Source organism: Caballeronia sp. LZ019 (assembly GCF_031450825.1).
Classification (GTDB): Bacteria; Pseudomonadota; Gammaproteobacteria; order Burkholderiales; family Burkholderiaceae; genus Caballeronia.
The window spans coordinates 69,165-89,838 of the sequence record NZ_JARTVZ010000003.1; the positions used below are offsets into that span (position 1 = coordinate 69,165).

18 protein-coding genes and 3 pseudogenes are annotated in these 20,674 nt (G+C 61.6%); 6 read left to right on the plus strand and 15 right to left on the minus strand.

Going from position 1 to position 20,674, the window contains the following annotated elements; genetic code table 11:
* Positions 1–7: 7 nt before the first annotated feature.
* Complete coding sequence (locus tag P9255_RS08800; RefSeq protein WP_309789377.1) at positions 8–1,309, minus strand: gallate dioxygenase; 1,302 nt, start codon at positions 1,307–1,309, stop codon at positions 8–10.
* A gap of 342 nt (positions 1,310–1,651) precedes the next feature.
* Between P9255_RS08800 and P9255_RS08805 the strand changes: the two genes are divergently transcribed.
* Complete coding sequence (locus tag P9255_RS08805; protein ID WP_309767416.1) at positions 1,652–1,957, plus strand: high-potential iron-sulfur protein; 306 nt, start codon at positions 1,652–1,654, stop codon at positions 1,955–1,957.
* 21 nt (positions 1,958–1,978) lie between these two features.
* Here the strand turns inward: P9255_RS08805 and P9255_RS08810 are convergent, their stop codons facing one another.
* Positions 1,979–2,488: a DUF4019 domain-containing protein gene (locus P9255_RS08810; RefSeq protein ID WP_309767415.1), complete on the minus strand. Its 510-nt coding sequence runs from the start codon at positions 2,486–2,488 to the stop codon at positions 1,979–1,981.
* Between the two features lie 120 nt (positions 2,489–2,608).
* On the opposite strand from P9255_RS08810, the gene P9255_RS08815 reads away from it, so the two are divergent.
* Positions 2,609–3,481 (plus strand): endonuclease/exonuclease/phosphatase family protein, encoded by an 873-nt coding sequence (locus tag P9255_RS08815; protein WP_309789378.1) that lies wholly within the window; start codon positions 2,609–2,611, stop codon positions 3,479–3,481.
* Here the strand turns inward: P9255_RS08815 and P9255_RS08820 are convergent.
* The 7 genes and pseudogenes from P9255_RS08820 to P9255_RS08850 form a co-directional block, all read right to left on the minus strand.
* Entirely contained in the window at positions 3,478–4,146 is a 669-nt protein-coding gene (locus P9255_RS08820; protein ID WP_309767413.1) for a tetratricopeptide repeat protein, read from the minus strand. The two genes, P9255_RS08815 and P9255_RS08820, sit on opposite strands and share 4 nt — an antisense overlap.
* Positions 4,143–4,514: a cytochrome c-type biogenesis protein gene (locus P9255_RS08825; RefSeq protein WP_309767412.1), complete on the minus strand. Its 372-nt coding sequence runs from the start codon at positions 4,512–4,514 to the stop codon at positions 4,143–4,145. Before P9255_RS08825 ends, P9255_RS08820 begins: the two co-directional genes overlap by 4 nt.
* Entirely contained in the window at positions 4,507–5,046 is a 540-nt protein-coding gene (locus P9255_RS08830) for a DsbE family thiol:disulfide interchange protein (RefSeq protein WP_309768214.1), read from the minus strand. Before P9255_RS08830 ends, P9255_RS08825 begins: the two co-directional genes overlap by 8 nt.
* 3 nt (positions 5,047–5,049) lie before the next feature.
* Positions 5,050–6,096 (minus strand): annotated as a pseudogene (locus tag P9255_RS08835) (molybdopterin-dependent oxidoreductase); the annotation flags it as partial.
* Complete coding sequence (locus P9255_RS08840; protein WP_309789518.1) at positions 6,068–6,352, minus strand: chaperone NapD; 285 nt, start codon at positions 6,350–6,352, stop codon at positions 6,068–6,070. The pseudogene P9255_RS08835 and the gene P9255_RS08840, both read right to left, overlap by 29 nt.
* Positions 6,353–6,428: 76 nt before the next feature.
* Positions 6,429–6,587: a periplasmic nitrate reductase, NapE protein gene (gene napE / locus P9255_RS08845; RefSeq protein ID WP_309767410.1), complete on the minus strand. Its 159-nt coding sequence runs from the start codon at positions 6,585–6,587 to the stop codon at positions 6,429–6,431.
* A gap of 493 nt (positions 6,588–7,080) precedes the next feature.
* The gene (locus tag P9255_RS08850) at positions 7,081–7,779 is read right to left on the minus strand and encodes a nitroreductase (RefSeq protein ID WP_309789379.1); all 699 of its coding nucleotides are present in this window, start codon (positions 7,777–7,779) and stop codon (positions 7,081–7,083) included.
* Positions 7,780–8,022: 243 nt separating this feature from the next.
* On the opposite strand from P9255_RS08850, the gene P9255_RS08855 reads away from it, so the two are divergent.
* The 4 genes and pseudogenes from P9255_RS08855 to P9255_RS08870 all read left to right on the plus strand — a co-directional run.
* On the plus strand, positions 8,023–8,643 hold the full coding sequence (locus tag P9255_RS08855) for a 2Fe-2S iron-sulfur cluster-binding protein (protein WP_309767406.1): 621 nt from the start codon (positions 8,023–8,025) through the stop codon (positions 8,641–8,643).
* Positions 8,644–8,655: 12 nt separating this feature from the next.
* Positions 8,656–9,660: a xanthine dehydrogenase family protein subunit M gene (locus tag P9255_RS08860; RefSeq protein WP_309767404.1), complete on the plus strand. Its 1,005-nt coding sequence runs from the start codon at positions 8,656–8,658 to the stop codon at positions 9,658–9,660.
* Between the two features lie 23 nt (positions 9,661–9,683).
* Positions 9,684–11,920: pseudogene (locus P9255_RS08865) on the plus strand (xanthine dehydrogenase family protein molybdopterin-binding subunit).
* 581 nt (positions 11,921–12,501) lie between these two features.
* Positions 12,502–12,710, plus strand: a pseudogene (locus P9255_RS08870) (IS3 family transposase); the annotation flags it as partial.
* A gap of 983 nt (positions 12,711–13,693) precedes the next feature.
* On the opposite strand, the gene P9255_RS08875 reads toward P9255_RS08870, so the two are convergent.
* The 6 genes from P9255_RS08875 to tssF form a co-directional block, all read right to left on the minus strand.
* Positions 13,694–13,957, minus strand: a complete 264-nt coding sequence (locus P9255_RS08875; RefSeq protein WP_309767402.1) for a hypothetical protein — start codon at positions 13,955–13,957, stop codon at positions 13,694–13,696.
* Positions 13,958–14,360: 403 nt separating this feature from the next.
* Complete coding sequence (locus P9255_RS08880) at positions 14,361–15,002, minus strand: hypothetical protein (protein WP_309767400.1); 642 nt, start codon at positions 15,000–15,002, stop codon at positions 14,361–14,363.
* A 135-nt stretch (positions 15,003–15,137) separates the two neighbouring features.
* A complete protein-coding gene (locus tag P9255_RS08885; protein WP_309789380.1) occupies positions 15,138–15,905 on the minus strand; it encodes a glycine zipper family protein in 768 nt (255 codons plus the stop codon).
* Positions 15,905–17,632 carry a type VI secretion system Vgr family protein gene (tssI, locus tag P9255_RS08890; protein ID WP_309789381.1) on the minus strand — a complete coding sequence of 576 codons (1,728 nt, stop codon included), beginning with the start codon at positions 17,630–17,632 and terminating at the stop codon, positions 15,905–15,907. Before tssI ends, P9255_RS08885 begins: the two co-directional genes overlap by 1 nt.
* 59 nt (positions 17,633–17,691) lie before the next feature.
* Complete coding sequence (locus tag P9255_RS08895) at positions 17,692–18,594, minus strand: phage late control D family protein (RefSeq protein ID WP_309789382.1); 903 nt, start codon at positions 18,592–18,594, stop codon at positions 17,692–17,694.
* A gap of 38 nt (positions 18,595–18,632) precedes the next feature.
* A complete protein-coding gene (gene tssF / locus P9255_RS08900) occupies positions 18,633–20,507 on the minus strand; it encodes a type VI secretion system baseplate subunit TssF (protein ID WP_309789383.1) in 1,875 nt (624 codons plus the stop codon).
* Positions 20,508–20,674 lie beyond the last annotated feature (167 nt).

The following is a 20,674-nucleotide window of genomic DNA, read 5'->3' on the forward strand; positions in this document are numbered from 1 at the left end:
GTGTTATTTATTGCTTGCCCTGCTCCGCCTTGTCCCAGTCGAGCTTGTCCGCGCTCTTGCCGGCGACCGAATACAGCGCGCCCGGTGCATTGCGCGTCCGCTGGAATTCTTCGAGCGATTCGCCGCGCATCGCGGCGTAGATATGCAGGTTCGATACGCCCGTCACCGCGCCGAGCTTTTCGAGCATGAAGAAGATGACGCCGTAATGCAGCATCGCGCGCCAGTCGCGGCGGCGGATCATGTCGCGCTCCTCATCGCTCAGGCCCGCAGCTTCAAACGTTGCTTCGGGGTCCTGCCTGAACGCATCACGATGTGCGGGCTCGATCATGCGATGCAGATAATCGTTGATGCGATACGCACGCACCGCCGTCTCGATGCTGAACGGATACGTGCCCTTCAGCTTCTCGACATCGGTCAGTTGTTCGGCCATGCGCTGCCGATGACGCGCGATGATGGCGGGCTTCGTCTCGCTGTCCTCGCCTTCGTAGATGGCGGTCGCGATGCCGGCCATCGAAGGCAGGTAGTAGCTGCGATGTCTGCAGACGACATTCGATGACAGCGCGCCCCGCATCGTCAGCCACATGACGACTTCCGCGCCTTCGTAGCCGCCGAGTTCCGCATATTCCGCGATGGTCATGTCCGCGAGCTGTTCGGGATCGCGCTCGAAGAGATCGAGAAAGCGCGCATCCCATTCGGTGTTGTTGAAGCCGGCGCGCTCGCCGTGCACCTGATGCGAGAGGCCGCCCGTCGCGAGAATGGCGACCTTGATGTCTTCCGGATAGCTTTCGATCGCGCGGCGCAGCGCGAGGCCGAGCTTGTAGAAGCGTCGCGCGCTCGGCACCGGCAGTTGCAGCACGCCCATTTGCAACGGCACTATCTTCACGGGCCATTCGGGCTTGTGCGGGCACAGCATCGACAGTGGCGAGAAGCAGCCGTGATCGAGCGGCTTGTTCTGAAAGAACGACATGTCGAATTCGTCGGTCATCAGCGAGTTGCCGATGTGCGCGGCGAGCGCGGGATGTCCCTTGATCGGCGGCAGATCGCGTGCGCCGCCGCCTTCGTCCGCCACCCGCCATTCCGGGCCGACGCCTAGCGAGAACGCCGAGTAGTGATCGAAGAAGAACGATGTGACGTGATCGTTGTAGATGGTCACGATGACGCCGGGACGCTTCTCTTCGATCCAGTCCGCGAGCGGCGCGAAGTTCTCGAAGATCGGCGCCCACACGGGGTCGTCGCGCTTGTTCTTGTCGAATGCGAAACCGATGGTGGGCGTGTGCGAGGCGGCGATGCCACCGATGATGCGGGCCATGTTCAGATGCTCCGTGAGGTCCGGGCGATGAGGCGCTCGTTGACTGCACGCGGCCCGGTTCGTTGCGAAAACTGAAGGCGAAGATACGGGGAGTCGGGGGGTGCGCGGAACTACGCGTAAACCATGCTTCGGCGTGCAGATGCGTACGCCGGGAGGGGTCGCGCGCCGGCCAGCGGCGGTTTCGCGGCCGGCCTTTCACCTGCGCGCCGGATATTGCCGATAAACAAAACAGATGGCGGAACAAAAAGGACGCAAGCGAAAGCGACCGTGCGCGCATCGAAGTGCAAGAGGGCGTATCGTTTCGCAAGCGTCCCGATAACGACACCCTGCCCATTCCCGCATATGAACACTTCCCGCCGTACCTTCATGATGGTGACCATCGGCACGGGCGCGTCCGTGTGGCTGGCCCGTGCGAACGCGGATGCATCGCACTTGAGCGAAACCGATCCGGCGGCAGCGGCCGTCGGCTACAAGGAGGATGCCGCGAAGGTCGACAAAGCGAAGTATCCGAACTTCGCGGCGGATCAGAACTGCGCGAATTGCTCGCTGTTTCAGGGTAAACCGACTGACGCGTGGGGCGGGTGCACGTTGTTCGGAGACAAGCTGGTCGCGGCCAGGGGGTGGTGTGCTTCGTATACGAATATGTAGGCCGCAGCGCCAGCCTCGTTGTCACCGCACCGCATATCCGACGAATCGCCACCGCCTGTCCGGATCGAGGATGAACGTGACGCTCTCCCGCGACGACTGCCGCGCATCGCTGAACTGGGTTTCGAACGCCACGCTCATGAACGAACCGGCGGGCATGTTGCCGGTGCCGTCGAACTGAAGATGCTTCACGCCCATCGGCATGCGGATGCCCGGCGCACCCAACGCCGCGCGGTCCCGCGTCACCTTGTTCACGAAGTCCTCGCGCGTGATGATCTTTTTCGCAACCGCCGACGCCCCATCCCACACTTCGCCCGGCTTGTTCTGATCGATGAGTTTCACGATCGCGATGGCTGCTTCCGCGATATCCTGATCCAGCTTGTCGAGATTCGCCTGCTGTTCGCGCGTAAGCGACGGCGCGGGTCTCGGCTGCGGCGCGGGCTGCGTCTGCTGCGCTTGTGCAGTACCGCCGGCCGACACGAGCAGAGACATCAAGGACAGCCCGCTCAGCCAAAGTTTCGTGTTCGTATTCATGGTGCCGATTCGAGTGTTTCAGGTACTGTGAATTGTAGGCCGCACTTTTATGAGACAGTCAGAAATACTGAGTTTCTCAAGACCGGTGTCATGCACGATCACGCTCGGAGGAGCACGACTATGCGGCTCGTGAACTGGAACATGCAATGGGGACGCGGCGTGGATGGGCGTGTCGACCTGCCGCGCATCGTCAGCGAGGCGAAGGCGCTGTGCGATTTCGACGTCCTGTGCCTGCAGGAAGTCACGCGCGGTTTTCACGAAGACGAGGAAGCGGGCGGGCTTGCGGGCCGCCCGAGCGCGGATCAGTTCGCCGAACTGGCGGCGCTGATGCCTGGCGCGACCGTCATCGAAGGCATCGGCTCGGATCTTCCACCGCTCGGCGCAGGCAGCGCGCGCAGGCAGTTCGGCAACGCCATCGTCAGCCGTCTGCCGGTGCGGCAGGTCCTGCGCCAATCGCTTCCCTGGCCTGCCGATCCCCCCAAGCCCTCGATGCTGCGCGTCGCGCTCGAAGCGGTCGTCGAAACGGACGTAGGCCCGCTTCGGGTCATCAGCACGCATCTCGAGTTCTATTCCGAAGTGCAGCGTCTCGCGCAAGTGGCGCGGCTGCGCGAAGTGCATCAGGAGGCGTGCGATCATGCGCGCCGGCCCTCGAAGACGGAGAAGCAGGCGAGCCCGTTCGCCGATACCGCGCGGCCCGTGTCGGCGATCGTCTGCGGCGACTTCAATAGCGCATACGAAGGCGCCGCGTATCGCGCGATGCTCGAGCCCATCGCCGATGCGCCCTCCTTCGTCGATGCCTGGACGTGCGCGCATCCGAACGAGCCGCGTGCCGCGACTGTCGGCCTTTACGATCACGAGCAATGGGCGGATGGTCCGTTCGCGTGCGACTTCATCTTCGTCACCGACGATCTGAAGCCGCGCATTGCGGGATGCGAGGCGGATCAGAACAGCCGGTCATCGGATCATCAGCCCATGTGGCTGGAGTTGCGCTAGCGGCGCTTGCGCATCGTGAGCAGCGTCTCGTCGATGTTTTTCTGCGCCTGCCTCGCGATTTCCGGCTCCGCGCCCGATACATCGCGCAACGCTTCCCAGTGACGTATCGCCAGTGGATAGTCCCGGCGGTCGAACGCCGCCGATGCCGCCAGCGCCAGCGCCTTCGGATGACCGGGATCGATCGCGAGCGCCGCGTCGATGTTCGTCAGCGGTTCGCCGGACAGGTCGCCGCCCCTGGCGCTGGCGAGCGCGTCGGCGTAGTCGGCGAGCAGGTCGGGATCGCGTGGCGTGAGCGCCAGCGCCCTGCGATATGCGGCGGCGGCATCGGCGGGACGTTCCAGCACGGCGTACGAGCGCGCGAGCATCGTCCATCCTTTCGCATCGTCGGGTGTGCGACTCATTCGCGCAGCGAGGCGGCTCACCATCACCTCTATCGAACCGGGCGATTCGCCATGCTTGTCGATACCGGCCGTATCGCCGGAATAGACGGCGAGCGCGGCCGGATTGCCGATGTGCATGTACATGGTCATGGCCGCCGAAGGCAAGAGCGCGATCAGCAAGGCCGCGAGCGCAGCATGCGCCCGCTCGCGTCCGAGCAACGGCGTGACGACGCAGCCGAGCGCGGCGAGCACCATCACGGCGGCAATCAGCCAGAACGCGATCATTGCGCCCGCCTTGCGCGGCGTATCGACAGCGCCAGCGCAATCGCGCCGGCCAGCAGCGCGAGCAACGGCCCGAACCACAAAGCCCACGTCGCCGGCTTCATCGGCGGACGATACAGCACGAAGTCGCCATACCGGCGCACCATGTAGTCGCGAATCTCTTCATCGGATGCGCCGGATCGGGCCTGCTCACGGATACGCTCGCGCAAGTCGGCCGCAAGCGGCGCGGCGGAATCGGCAAGGCTCTGGTTCTGGCAGACGACACAACGAAAGCTCTCGGCGAGTTGCCTCAGGCGATCATCATCGTTTGCGCGGGCGGCCGATACGGCCATCCAGAGGCATACGCAAACAAGGACCGTTATCCTAATCATCGACGGATACCTTCTGCAGTTTTCCGACGAGCGGCAGTATCACTTCATCGAGCGATGTCCGCGTGAGCGGCCCCGCCTGCCGGTAGCGCACGACGCCCGCGCGATCGATCACGAAGGTCTCCGGCACGCCATACACGCCATAGTCGATGCCCGTGCGCCCGTCGCGGTCCACCAGCGATAGCACGTATGGATTGCCCGCTTCTTCGAGCCATCGCAGCGCCGGCTCGCGTTCGTCCTCGTAGTTCAGTCCGTAGACCGGCGCGACGCCGCTGCCCGCAAGTTTCATCAAGACCGGATGCTCGTCACGGCAAGACTCGCACCACGACGCCCACACGTTGAGCACCCAGACCTGGCCGCGCATCGAACGCGAGGACATCGTCCGATGCGCGGCATCGAGCCTCGGCAGCTCGAACGCGGGCGCAGGCTTGCCGATCAGCGCAGAGGGCAGCCTGCGCGGGTCGTTTCGCAAGCCCGCCGCCAGCAGCGCGACGAGGGGCACGAGCACGAGCAACGGGATCAGAAAGCGCTTCATCGATACGCCCGACAGCTTGCTCACATAGGCCGCGTCGTACTTCGACACGAACTTCGCGAAATCGTCGAAGGTGATGGGCTGCGATCCGTTCGCATCGCCCGCATTCTTCGCGGCCCTCTGCAGCGGATGATCGGGCCGCAAGCCATAGCCAATGTCCGTATTGCCGCGCCTGAAGTTGACGTGCTTGTTGACGAACTCGCGATTCACCTTGCCGCTCTTGATGATGACGTTCGCGATGTAATTCATGATCGCGAGGTCGGTTTGCGGCGTGAAGACGATCGTCTCGTCGGCGAGATCGAACGAACGGTGCTCGAACGTCGAGAGCGTCACCACGCGCACGTTCGGATCGGCGAGGCGCCGCGCCGTCACGCGCGACCACAAGACGGGATGCATCTCCGCCATGTTCGATCCCCACAGCACGAAGGCATCGGTTTCCTCGATGTCGTCGTAGCAGCCCATCGGCTCGTCCATGCCGAAGGTCCGCATGAAGCCTGTCACCGCCGACGCCATGCAGTGCCGCGCGTTCGGATCGATGTTGTTGCTGCGAAAGCCGGCCTTCATCAGCTTGACGGCGGCATAGCCTTCCCAGATCGTCCATTGGCCGGAACCGAACATGCCGATGGCCGTCGGTCCTTTGTCCTTGAGCACGCGCTTGAATTGCCTCGCCATTTCATCGAACGCACGGTCCCACGTGACAGGCGCGAATTCGCCCTGCTTGTCGAACTTGCCATCCTTCATGCGCAGGAGCGGCGTCGTCAGGCGATCCTGTCCGTACATGATCTTCGACAGGAAGTAGCCTTTCACGCAGTTGAGACCGCGATTGACTTCGGCTTGCGGATCGGCCTGAGTGGCGACCACGCGGTTTCCCTTGACGCCCACGAGCACGCCGCAACCGGTGCCGCAGAATCGGCATGGCGCTTTAGACCAGGCGAGGTCGTCGGCATCGGCGGCGACGGCCATGCCTTCGATTCCCGGCAGCGTGATGCCTGCCGAAGCAGCGGCGGTCGCGGTGGCCGTCTGTTTAATGAATGCGCGACGAGTCAGTTTCACTGGAGTCGTCCTCGTTGAGCGAATCGGCCGCCTCGTGATGCTGATAGACGAGTGCGATGCTCACGACATCCGGTATGGCCTGCGCCGCGCTCAACTGCTCCGCGACGCACGACGCTCTGTCGCCTTCCAGCGTGACGACGAGCTTGCCGTCGGCGCTCGCGCCGTGAACCTGCGTGCCGGGGATTGCCTGAAGCGCGCGCGTCACCCGATGAATGGCATCGCCATGCACATAAACGACGACGCCCGCGATGTGTATTTGGCTGTCGAATCATTATCGCGAAACAAGCGCATGGATTCATGCTCCGTCTGTCGATCAATGCGAAACGATGCCGCTAATGATGCGGCGGTCCGCCGACCAGCATTTGATAGAACCACACGATGAAACCATAGCTAGCGATCAGCATGACCGTCAGCACCGGCACCATGACGACGGTCAGGAACAGAAAGCTGCGCAACTCTTCGGTCTTGCGGAGTTCGTTGTTATCGCTCATGACACGGACCCGGGACGCGCGACGAAACTGCATGATCAGACTAAAGGGATGCACTCATGTTGGGACTTGAATCGGCCATCTTCAAGTTCAACTTCGATAACAAAGCGCACGACGAACGCAACGTTGCGAGACGCGCCGCCAAAAATGGAAGCCGGCAGAAAGCGAATCGCCCTCTCGTTCCCGTTCTTCGACAAGGGCGAAAGCTCTGTACTTCCTTAACTTATCGCGGCGTAGTCCCGGGCGGGATCGCGGTTCATCGTGCTATGACCTTATCCCGCTGCGCGATCGCTTAAGTCTCGATTAAGGAAAGGGCCGTAGTCTCGTTGCTGACCGACCCACCCTCCTTCCGGCCGCGCAAGCGGCCATTTTTTTGAGCGCCGCGATGCGAATGCTCTTGCGCCTCTTGCTGGTTCTGCTCGCGCTCGTCGTCTTTTCGGCTATCGGCGTGCTCATCCTGTCGCTGCTTGCACGCGGGTTGACGACGCATTGACACTCACGCGCCGAGAAAGCGCACCACGTTCGGCAAGGACTCGCGCTCGCTCGCAAGACGGTTCTCGGCCTGGGACCAGTCCGCATAGCCGAGGCTCATGCCGCACACCACCGTCTCGTTCTCCGGCAGTTGCAACTGCTCCGCGATGATGCGGTGATAGCGATTGAACGCCGCCTGCGGACATGTATCGAGGCCGAAGGAACGCGCCATCAGCATGACGTTCTGAATGAACATGCCGTAGTCGAGCCACGACCCCCGCTCCATGATGCGATCCGTGGTGAAAATGATGCCGACGGGCGCGCCGAAGAACTCGAAGTTGCGGCCCATCTGCGCGTGCATCCCTGGTTTGTCGTCGCGCGTGATGCCAAGCAGCGTATAAAGCCCGATGCCGAGCGCGCGCCTTCTTTCGAGGTACGGCGAGGTCCAGGTGCGCGGGTAATACGCGAATTCTTCTTGGTGCTCGCGGTCGGCGTCCGGATCGTTGAAAACGGCGAGAATCGACCGGGAGAGCGCGTCCTTCGCATCGCCGGTCAGCACGTAGACCTTCCACGGCTGAATGTTGCTGCCCGATGGCGCGCGGCATGCGCTCGCGAGTATGGCTTCGAGCGTCGCCCGTTCGACCGGATCGGCGAGGAACGCGCGAATGGAACGGCGGGTTGCGATGGCATCGGCGACAGAAAGGCTTGGGTTCATCGTCAGCATGGAGAAATAGGCAAGGCATCCACGCTAACACGCGGGCGCGCCCGGTGCGGGCCGCGTCGCGATCCGTGAAAGATCGGCGTCGTCTGCTTATACTGGCTGAGTGTCTTCCCAGCGCATCCTTCCTCGTTCCTCGATCGGAAGCGACTGTGCAAGCTGCAACGCTTCAACGCATCTTCGCCTCTCTATGCCCCGCCGCACCCGCAACCCTGCGCTGCGCGATGCGCCATTCAAGGAGATTGCCCGATGCAACACCCCGTCCCCCAATCGAAACCCGCGCGCGCCGATACACCGACAATCAGCCGGCTCGCCGCGGACCCGCAGGCAACGCACGAAGCGAACGGCAACGGACACGCCGCCGCCGAAGTGCTCGCGCCGCCCGCCGCAAAGACAAACGACGCGACTGCCGACATCACGCTGACCATCAATGGCCGGAGCCATACGCTGTCGCTCGATCCGCGCACGACGCTGCTCGATGCGCTGCGCGAGCACGTTCATCTCACCGGCACGAAGAAGGGCTGCGATCACGGGCAGTGCGGCGCGTGCACCGTTCACGTGAACGGACGTCGCGTCAATTCGTGTCTATGCTTCGCCGCCGCGCACGATGGCGATTCGATCACGACGATCGAGGGCATCGGCGAACCGGACGCGCTTCATCCGATGCAGGCGGCGTTCGTCGAATGCGATGGTTTTCAGTGCGGCTATTGCACCGCCGGGCAACTGATGTCCGCGGTCGCGCTGCTCGACGAACCCGTCGGCCCCAGCGACGACGACGTGCGCGAAGCGATGAGCGGCAACCTGTGCCGCTGCGGCGCGTATCAGAACATCGTCACGGCGATCCAGTCCGTGCGCGGCAAGCAGGACTGACGGGAGCGCGACATGGACATGTTTCAGCTTTCCCGCGCGCGCGACCTGCCCGACGCCATCGGGGCGGGCGCTGCGGCCCATACCGCGCAGCAAGGCGCCGAAGTGCGCTTTCTCGCGGGCGGCACCACGCTCGTCGACCTGATGAAGCTCAACGTCGAACGTCCCGTGCGCGTCGTCGATATCAACCGCCTGCCGCTCGGCGCCATCGAAGCCACGGACGATGGCGGCGTGCGAATCGGCGCGACTTCGCGCAATTCGGATGTCGCGCATCATCCGCTGATCCGCGAGCGTTACGCGGTGCTGTCGCAGGCGCTGCTGTCGGGTGCGTCCGTGCAGCTGCGCAACATGGCGACGACCGGCGGCAATCTGCTGCAGCGCACACGCTGCGTCTATTTCCGCGATACCGCGTCGCCGTGCAACAAGCGCGAGCCCGGCGCGGGCTGCTCCGCGATAGGCGGCGCGAATCGCATGATGGCGATTCTCGGCACGAGCGAATCGTGCATCGCGAGCAATCCGTCGGACATGAACGTGGCGCTCGCCGCGCTCGAAGCCACCATTCACGTGGAAGGCAGGAGCGGCAAGCGCGCCATCGCGTTCGAGGACTTTCATCTGCTGCCCGGCGCGACGCCGGATCGCGAGCACGTGCTCGAAGCCGGCGATCTCGTCACGCACGTGACGCTGCCGCCGCCCGTCGATGGCGCGCGCTCCGTGTATCTCAAGCTGCGCGACCGCGCGTCGTATGAGTTCGCACTGGCGTCGGCGGCAATCGTCCTCGGCGTGAAGGACGGACGCATCGCGCATGTTCGCGTGGGACTCGGCGGTGTCGCGACGAAGCCGTGGCGATCGCGCGAAGCCGAGAACGAACTGCAGAACGCCGCGCCCGATGAAGCCGCGTTCCGGCGCGCCGCCGACGCCGCGCTCGCCGATGCGAAGCCGCAAAGCGAGAACGGCTTCAAGGTGGAACTCGCGAAGCGCTGCATCGTGCATGCGCTGAAGCTCGCCACGCAGGCATCCTGAACCGACGACCGGAGAACGCATTCATGTCCACCGCGCCCGACGTATCACCGTCCGTCAACGGCATCATCGGACGGCCGCACTCGCGCATCGACGGACCGCTCAAGGTCAGCGGCCGCGCGACTTACACATCCGACGTCGATCTGCCCGGCATGTTGTACGCGGTGCCGGTGTGCAGCACCATCGCGAGCGGCAGGGTCACGTCGCTCGAATTCGCCGCCGCGCAGGCGATGCCGGGCGTCAGGCTCGTCTTGCATCGCGGCAATATCGGGCGGCTGTATCGCATTCCCGGCAATTCGTTCGAAGAAGGCTACGTTGACGAGCAGCGTCCGCCCTTCGAGGACGACGTGATCCGCTACTACGGGCAGTACGTCGCGTGCGTGATCGCGGACACGTTCGAGGCGGCGAGCGCGGCAGCGGCGGCGATCAAGGTCGGCTATGAGGTCGCGCCGCACGATGTGAGCGCAACGCTCGTGTCCGAGCGCGAGCCGAAGGTTCAGAGCGAACGCGGCGATCCCGAGGGCGCATTCGACGGCGCGGCAGTGAAGATCGACGAGACCTACGTGACGCCGACGGAAACGCACAATCCGATCGAACTGCACGCGACGGTCGCGCACTGGGACGGCGACGCCTACACGTTCTACGAGACGAGCCAGGCGGTGTCGAATCATCGCGGGACGCTCGTGCAGATGCTCGGCGTCCCGAAAGAGAAAGTGCGCGTGATTTCGCGCTATCTCGGTTCGGGCTTCGGCGGCAAGCTGTGGATGTGGCCGCACTCGCTGCTCGCCGCCGCCGCGACGCGCCAGACCGGGCGGCCGGTGAAGCTCGTGCTGAGCCGCAGGATGATGTTCCAGAACGTGGGGCATCGTCCGGTGACGCAGCAGCGCGTGCGGCTCGCCGCATCGCCGGATGGCAAGCTCGTCTCGCTGCGGCACGACTTCCTGAATCACGCCGCGCTCGCGGACGAATACACCGAAGACTGCGGCGAAGCGACGCCGCACATGTACAGCACGGCGAATCTGCGCGTGACGGGCGGCTCGGTGAAACGCAATGTCGGCTCGCCCACGTCGATGCGCGGGCCTGGCGCGGTGCCGGGCCTCTATGCGCTGGAATCGGCGATGAACGAGCTTGCGCTCGCGTTGCGGCTCGATCCGGTCCGGTTGCGGCTCGCCAACGAGCCGAGTGTCGACGAAAGCAGCGGACTGCCGTTCTCGTCGCGGCATCTGGTCGAATGCCTGAAAATCGGCGCGGAGAAGTTCGGCTGGTCGCGGCGCACGCCGGACGTCGGCTCCATGACGCGCGATGGCCTCACGCTCGGCTGGGGCGTCGGCGCGTGCAGCTGGCCAGGCTTGCGCTTCTCGGCGGACGCGAGCGTCGATCTGCGTGTGGACGGCACGGGGCGCGTCGTGTGCGGCACGCAGGATATCGGCACGGGCACGTACACCATTCTGGCGCAGCTCGTCGCGGAGCAGACGGGCATTCCGCTCGACCGCATCGAAGTCGGCCTCGGCGATACGGCGTTGCCGGTCGGACCGATATCGGGCGGATCGGCGGCGACGGCATCGGTGGTGCCGGCGGTGCTGGACGCGACGCGGGCAGCCGTTGACATCGTGCTGTCGCGGGCGGGCGCGGCGGAAGGATCGCCGTTCACGGGCGTGAAGCCGGAGGAACTCGTGTTGAGCGGCGGGCGGGTGCATCGCAAGGGGGAGGCGGCGGAGAACGGCGTGCCGTACACGCGCATTCTCGAGGCGGCCAAGATGCATGCGGCGTCGGGCAGCGCGAGCGCGAAGGGCGGCTTCAACGATCCGCTCAAGAAGGACTGGTCGATTCACTCCTACGGCGCGCACTTCGCCGAAGTCACGTGGGAACCGGCGACGGCGCGTCTGCGCGTGAGCCGCGTCGTGACGGTGATCGACGGCGGCAAGATTCTGAACCCGCGTGCGGCGCGCAGTCAGATCGAGGGCGCGGTGGTGATGGGCGTCGGCATGGCGCTTTTTGAGCACACTTCTTACGACCAACGCTCGGGCGCGCCGGTGAACAGCAGTCTCGCGGATTACGTGATCGCGACGAACGCGGATACGCCGAAGCTCGATGTGACGTTTCTCGATTATCCCGATACGGTGTTCAACGAACTCGGGGCGCGTGGAATTGCGGAGATCGGGCTGGCGGGGATTGCGGCTGCGATTACCGTGCGGTGCATCACGCGACTGGGGTCAGGGTCAGGAAGTTGCCGGTGATGATCGAGGATTTGGTGGGGGGGTGAGCGGGCGTGTTGCGGCCGCTTGCCCAATAGCGGCCGCTCTTGTGACATTTCCACGCGTCGGTGTGATCCTATGGGCGGACTTCCGTGGCAAACGAAATGACGAGTTAGAAGCAAGCGGCGATGGCAATCGCGCGGTCACCTTGCCAATGTCGTAACTCAGTCAGCGATCAGTTGCATGCGTCCGACGAGCGAAATCACGGCGGAAGACAATTTCTTCCGATGCGTTAAAGCGTCGCTGTATATTTGAAGTCATTCCTCTGGTTCGCATAGATCCTAGATTCCAAGCGCCGGTGATCGCCACTTCTTTGCTTCGAACCTGAAAGACGCAAACAAGTCCGTAAACAGCTTGATATTTTATTCTCCCTCGATGTAGGTCCCAGTGGTAAAGCAAATAGGTCGCCGATTGCGACGCATTTCCTGAGACGAGGATAATCGCACTGAACTGCCGTAATCGACGCATGGTGGCGTTGGTCGAATGGTCGAGCACTCATAGACCGTAAGTTCACCGCCGGGCAGCGCAACTCGACTTTTTGACCCCCCCGGATTCGGTGGAGGCTCCAACTCTTGAGCGTTCTGGCTAAACGATCAACGGCTTGTACAAGCCGGAACTAATTCATCGTCGCGCGCCGTGGAAAACACGTGAAACCGTCAACTAGCGACGCTGGAATGGGTGACTTGGTTCGATCCGGATCGCTTGATGGAACCACTCGGCTATATCGCACCAGCCGAAGCTGAGGCAAACTATTATCGGCAACTCAGCATCACGGCTGCAGAGCTGGTATCAACTTAAACCAAGCAGCCTCCACAATTCCCGGGGCGTTTCACACTTGATGTGTTCGACAAGGTATTGAGGCTTGCCGGTGAAAGGCTCCTAAGCGAGGGAAGAAGCTATTCGTTTGGTGTCACAACCAACGGATATCTCCTTCCCCACTTGAACATGTCTTTATATCTGTACAGTTGTTCCCAGGTGTTCAACTTTCTTCGCGACACTAAACGTCCACCAAGTATGCTCAAGCTTCAGCCAGACGTTGATCTTAGGCGCCCCTAAACCGCTACGGCACAGGGCGCCGTTGCCCGCTATTCCCTTACAGCCTGATCTATCGGCTCGAACCTGAACGATGAGAACAACCTCGTGAGACGCTCGATACTCATCTTTCGCTTCGAGTAAGATCCCAACGGATAAAGGTAATAAACAACCGACTGCGAAGCATTTCTAGAGACGAAGATGATCTCATCTGCTCGTGGAAAGGTACTTTCTTGAACGTCATCTAGAAGTTCACCTGTGCACGCTATTCGTCTGGCATGCGCGGTTGGTTCTGCTGAGACTCGTTCTCGCGGGCACCAGAATAAACGAATCCAACATTGCAAATGTCTTCTGTGAGACTGCAGTGTCTGCCACATCCACATAGTCGATTCCTTTTGGAACGGAGTAGGATAACCGACAGTCGCTACGAATGATCGTTGAAGATGCTCCGAGCGAGGTACCGCAAAACCAATAACGAATACAACGCAGACGCATGAAGCTTTTTCCGATTCGACCTCACGTGGCACGAAGTACTTTCACCGGGTTATGACGCCTTCGCCTAACGACATGTGTGCGTTAACGCCGATGGACGATTTCATGAGTAACGAAACACTTCTCTGTCATACTCCTAGACTTTTCCTTGTACGCGAGGGACGATTGCATCCTCGAACAACCGCGTTACCCTCGGGTTCCGCACGAAGGCGAGCACAGGGATGAGCGAACAAACGTCGTACCCGCGACGCGACGCCTTACCGTTCGCACCTGTCACGTATCAACTCAACGTTGCGTAGGCGTTGCTTTGCAAGGCTGAGCGTCAGTTCGCCACTAATCCAGCCCGGTATATCGGCCAAGGGTCTGGCCAGATCTTTCTCCATCCGAGATGTGTGGTCGAGATAGCTTTCCGCCAACTGCGCGCAAGCAGGGCCATTGCGCTGGCTTATCGTTGCTACAAGTATTTTGATCCTCTCGTCCGCCTCTGCGACGCCTTCGTCGTAACATTGCTGAACGAGCATTCCGCATCCTCCTTCGCAACGTAAGCGATCTTGCTCAGTGCGGTTCATGCACGAAGTATAAGCGTCAATACTAGATGTCTTCGCCGGCGTATTGAGACTTGCGATTGCAAGGAAACACACCACTGCACACTTGGCCAATTTGAACATTATGGTTCTCATACAGGGCTTAGCAAGGTAACCTGGCAAGCTCGAAACAGGTCCGTCTCCAATCAGTCTCGGTATTCTGATGCCGGCACACGCCAACCCTTGAACGCGCCGTAACGCTTGTAGTTTTCCTCGAAGGTCAACTGAATCACTTCGCGTCCATACCAAGGCGCGCACCTAGTCCTAGGACCGCCGCCTTCAACTGTACTGCTTGGATAGTACTCAACCGGCGTCAGCACACGACGTTTTTAGGCGGCGGTCAGACGGATGGCTCGTCGTCAGTTGGCTCGTCGTAAAACAGATCCATGATTCGCCGCCACTCGACGTTAGCCGCATACCTCGCTAAATAGTCACTTCTTTCGACTCGGCTGAGTCCTTCGAAGAAAGGTGAAAAGAAAGAGTCATCATAATAGCCCTCCGCTCCCTGCATCGATCCCGGCCTCCAGTATGGTAAGGCCTCGTCAAATATTAGCCAAGGCGGAGGAACCGCCAATTTAAGATCGATAATTCGCAGAATGAAACCAATGCTGTTCGTAACGATTCTAAGGACCTTATTCTTAAACTCATCAGCGATCGCGATAATCAGACTCTCGTCTCCACGGAGAGATCGATATTCGTGAACTTGTTCACCATTAAACTCGCGGTTTTCGCATAAGAGAAAATATCGCCCAATGAGCGATGAAACCGCTCTCTCATTGCGTGCTTCTATCAAAATCGACAGATAAGCAGCTTCGACTCCAATATCAGTTATATACGCTAATCGAGGATAAGTGGAGTCACCAGAAAATCGCTCAGCTATAGGCCGATTAAAAATGGCCTTTAGCTCCTTGACTGAGTATCCGAGGACTTGCTCCCTACGACCGGCACCAAACAACGACGCGATTCTTTTTCGAATAATCATAACGGGTTCCAGATTATTGAGGAAGGTTGTGCATAATCCAGTCGGCGGCGAAATATCCCGCGACACCGAAGACGATCCCGCCTACAGCACCGGTAATCAGAGCGCCTGGCCCTGTCTCAATCCCGCACGCTGCGCCTACCGCCGCCCCAATCCTCGCCCCGCCATAGCAGATCCCCACCCGCCGGACTGCCTGACAATTTCAGTCCGGATCGGCTTAATGCTGTCCTGTCGAATCGATTCGTCTGCAGCCTGTTCGAGATCGTAGGCGGTGAAACCAATTGCAAAAATTCGCGAGACTTTCAGAACTCTAACGATGTTTCTTGTCACGGCATAGGAGGTTGGCGTGAAGACGGCCTTCGCCGGCACACTCCCTTTGAGTAGAACCTCTTTGTCTATGTCTCTTACCCATTCGATAATTTGGTCGACCTTCTTTGCGCGGTGAGGTATCGTCTCCTTGTATTTTTGCAAGGCCGCTACTATTTCGTCGGTTGACACGATTTTCGCCCCAGCGGCTTTGGCTTTTTCGATGTCGATGAAAATCGTCTTTCCGGTAAAACGTGGGGAGCCGTTCGGGAATGTGGAGCTTGCAGAAACGTAGTCGGACGGATATTGTCGACTACTGTAGACGTGTTGCGCCACCGACGCACTCGAATTGGGATCTGCCGGACGAATACCGAATTTCTCAGGCCAGACGTCATGTTTCAGTTGGAACTCTGGCAAGTTCTTCGCCAACAAGTAGGGATCGGTTGGCGATGCATAGACTTTCCTCACCAAAATACCATCCCTGCCGATTTCTTCAACCACGAAGAAGAAGTGGACAACGGCGGGCATGTCATGTCCGTCTACATCGTGATGCGAATCCACTATCGTATTGGTCGCTGCGTCGAAGCTCAGACTACTCATCACCACTGCTCCAACGCGAGTACACCGGTTAAGACTGTCAACTTCTGTGCTCCCATTGTGTAAACCCTCTCGCAGCAACCATCTTGATCAGTCAGTCCTCTATATGTATTGCCGGCTTCATCCTTGATGAAATAAGGTACGTTGGCCAAAGGATTACCGTCCTCTCTTTTGATTCTTATCTGTTGATCGTAACCGGTGGACAATACAGGCAGTATTCCTGACACTGACGACGGCCCCGGCACATCCCACGACGCGCCTTTCTCGAGAATCGGCCCGGGCGACCCATTCACGATTCCACTGCCGTTGATCTGGATATACGAGCCACCCGCGCCGATCCACACCTCCTTCGACGCCGTAATGACAACTTTCCCGTCCGTGCTGCTGATCGTAATGTCCTTCAATGCTGCCAGCGCCATCTGGTCGCTTTGCGCCTGCACGTCCACCCGCCCCTTCGCCGCAATCAGCTTGATCCCCAAGTGATACGCGAACATCGAAATTGCCCCGCCAACCGATGCGAACAACGACCGCCCCAGCGACACGCTCATGTCGCGCCCCGCCGTCACCGCGTGATCCTGTCCGCTCGCCAGATGCGTGTTCTCGGCCGCCGTCGTCGCAATCCCCGCACTGCTCGCCAGCACCATGTCGGGCCGCGTCATCTCGGGCGACGGCTTGTCGTGCGCCTTCGCCCCGCCCTTGATCGCCTCGTTCTGCGCCTTGATGGCGTGTGCAGCATCGCCCTGGCTCGCCTCGGCCGTCTGCGCGCGATGCTGTTTCGCCAGCTGCGCCAGCTCTTCATGCTGCGCACGCGCCTGCGTGAGCCGCGCGACGGTCTCGCCCATGTCCTTCACAGGCGCGCTCGCCCCGGCGCGATGCTCGGTCGTCACCAGCAAGCCATCGCTTGCGCGCACGACCCCGTGCGCCCCGGTCGCCAACTCGAAGCCCTCACCCCGCGCCTCAGCGCGCCCCTTATGTCCGTCGATGCGCGTGTTATGTCCGAGCACCAGCCGCGACTGCGCATGGTCGCTCGCCACCTGCACCTGCAGCTTGCCCGGCGAATCGTCGGTCAGCACGCTGTTGGCCGATTGTCCTTCGAGGTCGCGGCTCCTCCATCCCGACAACGTGCTATTGCGCGGCAACGCCCACGGCAGTTGATGAAACTCCGTCGTATGCGCCGCGATCACATACGGCCTGTCCGGATCGCTATCGAAGTAACCGATCTGCACCATCTGCCCCACGCGCGGCGTCCACAACGTGCCGTAGCCCGGCCCCTGCCACGCTGAGGCCACCTGCAGCCAGCAACTCGCCGTATCGTTCTGCGCATTGACGCGATCCCACACGAAGCGCGCCTTCACGCGACCGTACGCGTCAGTCAGTATCTTGTCCTTGTCATCGATACCGACCACCATCGCCATCTCGCCATACGCGCGTGGCTTGGCCGCGCTCTGCGGCGTGCGATAGAACGTGTCGGCAGGCACCGCGGTGAACTTCGTCTCGCACGTGTAACGACGCTCGCGCACATCGCGGCTCGTCACCGTATCGTTATTGACGATCTCCAGTTCCGTCGATACCACCAGGTACTCGCCATCGCCCGGCGTGAGCGGATAGCCCCGCAGCGTGAACACGTAACCCGTCATCAGGCCGCGCAGGTTGCCCTGGCCGCGGGCCAACAGGCTCTGCGCCCGATGCGCCTCCACCTTCACCTGCGCCAGATGCTCGGCTTCGAACATCGCGTCGTTGGGCCGCCCCGAGACGCCCAGGTGCGGGCGAGCGGTTGGGCGTAGTCGCCCTACGCATACTCCTCGGCGTTGTCGAAGGCGCGTTCGCTATGCTCGGTGCGCTGCGCCTTGAGCTTCACGACCGACTGCGTATAGTCGTAGTCCACCACCGCCACTTTGCCCGTGGTGATGCTTCGCGTGACGTTGAACGCGTGTATGTGCTCTTCATCGATGCGCTGACCGCCGCGATCCAGATAGCGCAGCGTCTGATAAGCCGGGCCATGCGCCTTGAACGCACCGGGCGAATCGCACAGCACGAGCGTTGCGCCATCGACGAAATACGTGATGCCCCATTCCTGCCATAGTCGATCGAGAAAGTCGTAGTCCGACTCCCACCACTGCCGCTGATACTCCCGCGCGGGATAGCCGCGCTTGCCAAGGAACGGGCCCGCCAGCCGAAACTCGAACGCGACGCCCAGCCGGTTGAGGATTTCCGCCGAGATTTGCTTGATATCCTGGTTCTGGTACGTGCGGCTGTCGCGATTGAGCGTGCCGGTCCACAGCGCCGGACGAAGTTTGAAACGATAGAACGCACGGCGATCGTCCGCGCCCACGGCCTGCGCCTGCGCGATCACGCCGGTGATCTGCCGAATGTCCGCGCCGATGTTGCGCCCGAGCGCGCCGAGCGCGCCACTCGTGCCCGTGGCGCCTTGCACCCACGTGCCGTTGCCTTCGATCGCAATCGACAGCGTGACTTCAGTGCCGACGATCTTGTCCAGATCGACCAGCGCCTGCGCGGCGTACAGCGGCAGGCGCGCATCGTCGAGCGTGCTCGCCTCGATGTCGTACTCATAGAGCTTGCCGAGCTCCTCCTTGCCCGCGACGCGCGAAACCACGAGCAAGGGCGCATCGAGCCACTGCGGCAGCGCGGTGCCCGTGAGCGCCAGTGTGCGCGGCTGATCCAGCCAGTTCATGCAGATACTCCGTTCTTGTTGTTTTGAATTCGTGATGCTCAGGCCACGCCACGCGTGCCCATGCGCGGCGGCCATTGCGTGATGCGTCCGCGTTGCGTCGATTCGAGCACGGTGGTCGTGTAGCAATGGGAGGAGACGTGACGCGCGAGATAGCGCTCCACCACGAGACCGAGGGCATACGGGCTGGTATCGCCCAGACCCTGCTCATCGACCGTGAGCGTGCATTCGATCGCCCGCCCGTACGGCTGATCGAGTTCCGGTGACAGCAGGCACACCACCGGCCGCGTTGCCGTATCGACGATGGCGTCGATCGGGCGGCACGGTGAAGCATCGTCATCGAGATACAGGCGCAACAGACGACGCAAACCTTCGCCGGGTGTCGATGCGTTGAGCGTATCGAAGCCGAGATTGAGTTGCCCGTAGAGCTGCCACGCACGCATGCCCACGGCCATCGCCGGCCTGGGCGCGGTAGGCGCGCGTATCAGACCGATGCCTGCAATCGGCAGCGCGCGGCCCGGATCGACATCGTTACGGCCGTTACGGGACATCACGCACGGCAGGTCGCGATTCGTGAGCCACGCGTCGAGCGTGACGAACTTCGTGCCTTCGTTCAGCGGCTGTCCGCCTTGATCGGTCAGCGTCAGTAGCGTGCGCGTTTCGGTGAACGGGCGACGGGTCTCGTACTGGCGTTCGTCGTCGTCGCTCTGCTTGAGCACGCGCCGCAAGGCGAAACAGCGCGCGTCGCGCGAACGATCGTCGCGGTATGCCGCGTGATGGTCGTGAAACGCCACCGGCGGCGAGCCCTTGTTGACTTGACCGCGCACGGCCTGCACCGAATGCATTTCATAGTCGCGCGGCCGCTCCGGCACCGGCGTGATGAGGTGCTCGGCGTGAGCGGGATCAATCGAAAGCCGGGCCGTGGTTCGGGGAAACAGATTGATCAGTGGCGTGCAGTAGAGCGCGAAGTCCGCCATGCTCGTTTGCTCGGCCATCGCGCCGAACGGCCGGCTCAGCAAGACGACGATCTCGGCTTCGGGGCCATGAATCGATGAGAACGGCCTGGCGAGGCCGGTCAGCGTGAAGAAGCCAAAGCGCGCTGGAAACGCAAACCACTCCTGGAGCAAGTTGTGTCCATGGAACTTGTGCGGCACGCGTGGCAGAAGACTGTGCTCGGGTTCCAGCCCCTCATGAACCACGGCATCGCGTGTCACGCAATGCAGCCGCCCGTTCGCGAATGCACCCGGCGCGGCGATGACCGTCGAGATGCTTGCCGTATGCAGCAATTCGAACAGTCTGGATGCGGCGCCTTCATCGCCCGACAGATACACCGGCAGGCGGTCCAGCCCGCTCAAGCTCGAGATCGGCACGCCGCCCATCGTGCGCAAGGTCAGGCGCAGTGCGCCCAGCACGGGCCGATTGTCGGGTACATAGCGATAGAGCATCGGAATGTCGGGCGGCGGCGCATTGATGGCCCGCACCCGCGCGATGTCCAGTGGAAATATCCGCACGTCCTGGCTGCTGCGAAACTCGCAGGCGGTCTGTTCTTCATCGGAGACGAACGAACTGAACGCCGTCCCGCGCGGCAGCAGAATGCCGTCACTGCTATGGCCGTCGTCCTCCCTGGGGTAGGCTCGCGCCAGCGTCATCGACGGCGTCGGCGTGATGTAGTTCGGGTACGTCACGGCCAGGAGCGGCTGAATGAAGGCGGGAAACGCATCCTCCAGTTGCAGGACGCCGCGCGCCATGACAAACGCGAATGACTGGAGCAGTCTCTGTACGAAAGGATCGGCGATCTCCGTATCGCTGATTCCTAGCCGCCGGGCGATTTTGGGGTGATCCCGCCCATACTCGTGAGTGAGCGCGTGGATGTATCGCAGTTCATCGCCGTAACGATCGAGAAATCGCGGATCCATATGCACCAATCACCGTCGTGAACGCTAGAAACACCTTGCTGAGCGGAACACGCGAGCGTGTTGCGTCTTGAAAGCATCCGGCATGAGTATGTAATAGGGGTAGGAACATTGAAAGAGGAGAATTCCGAGTTTCTGAGCCGCGCCAGGCGGTTCGAGCTTCATCTGAT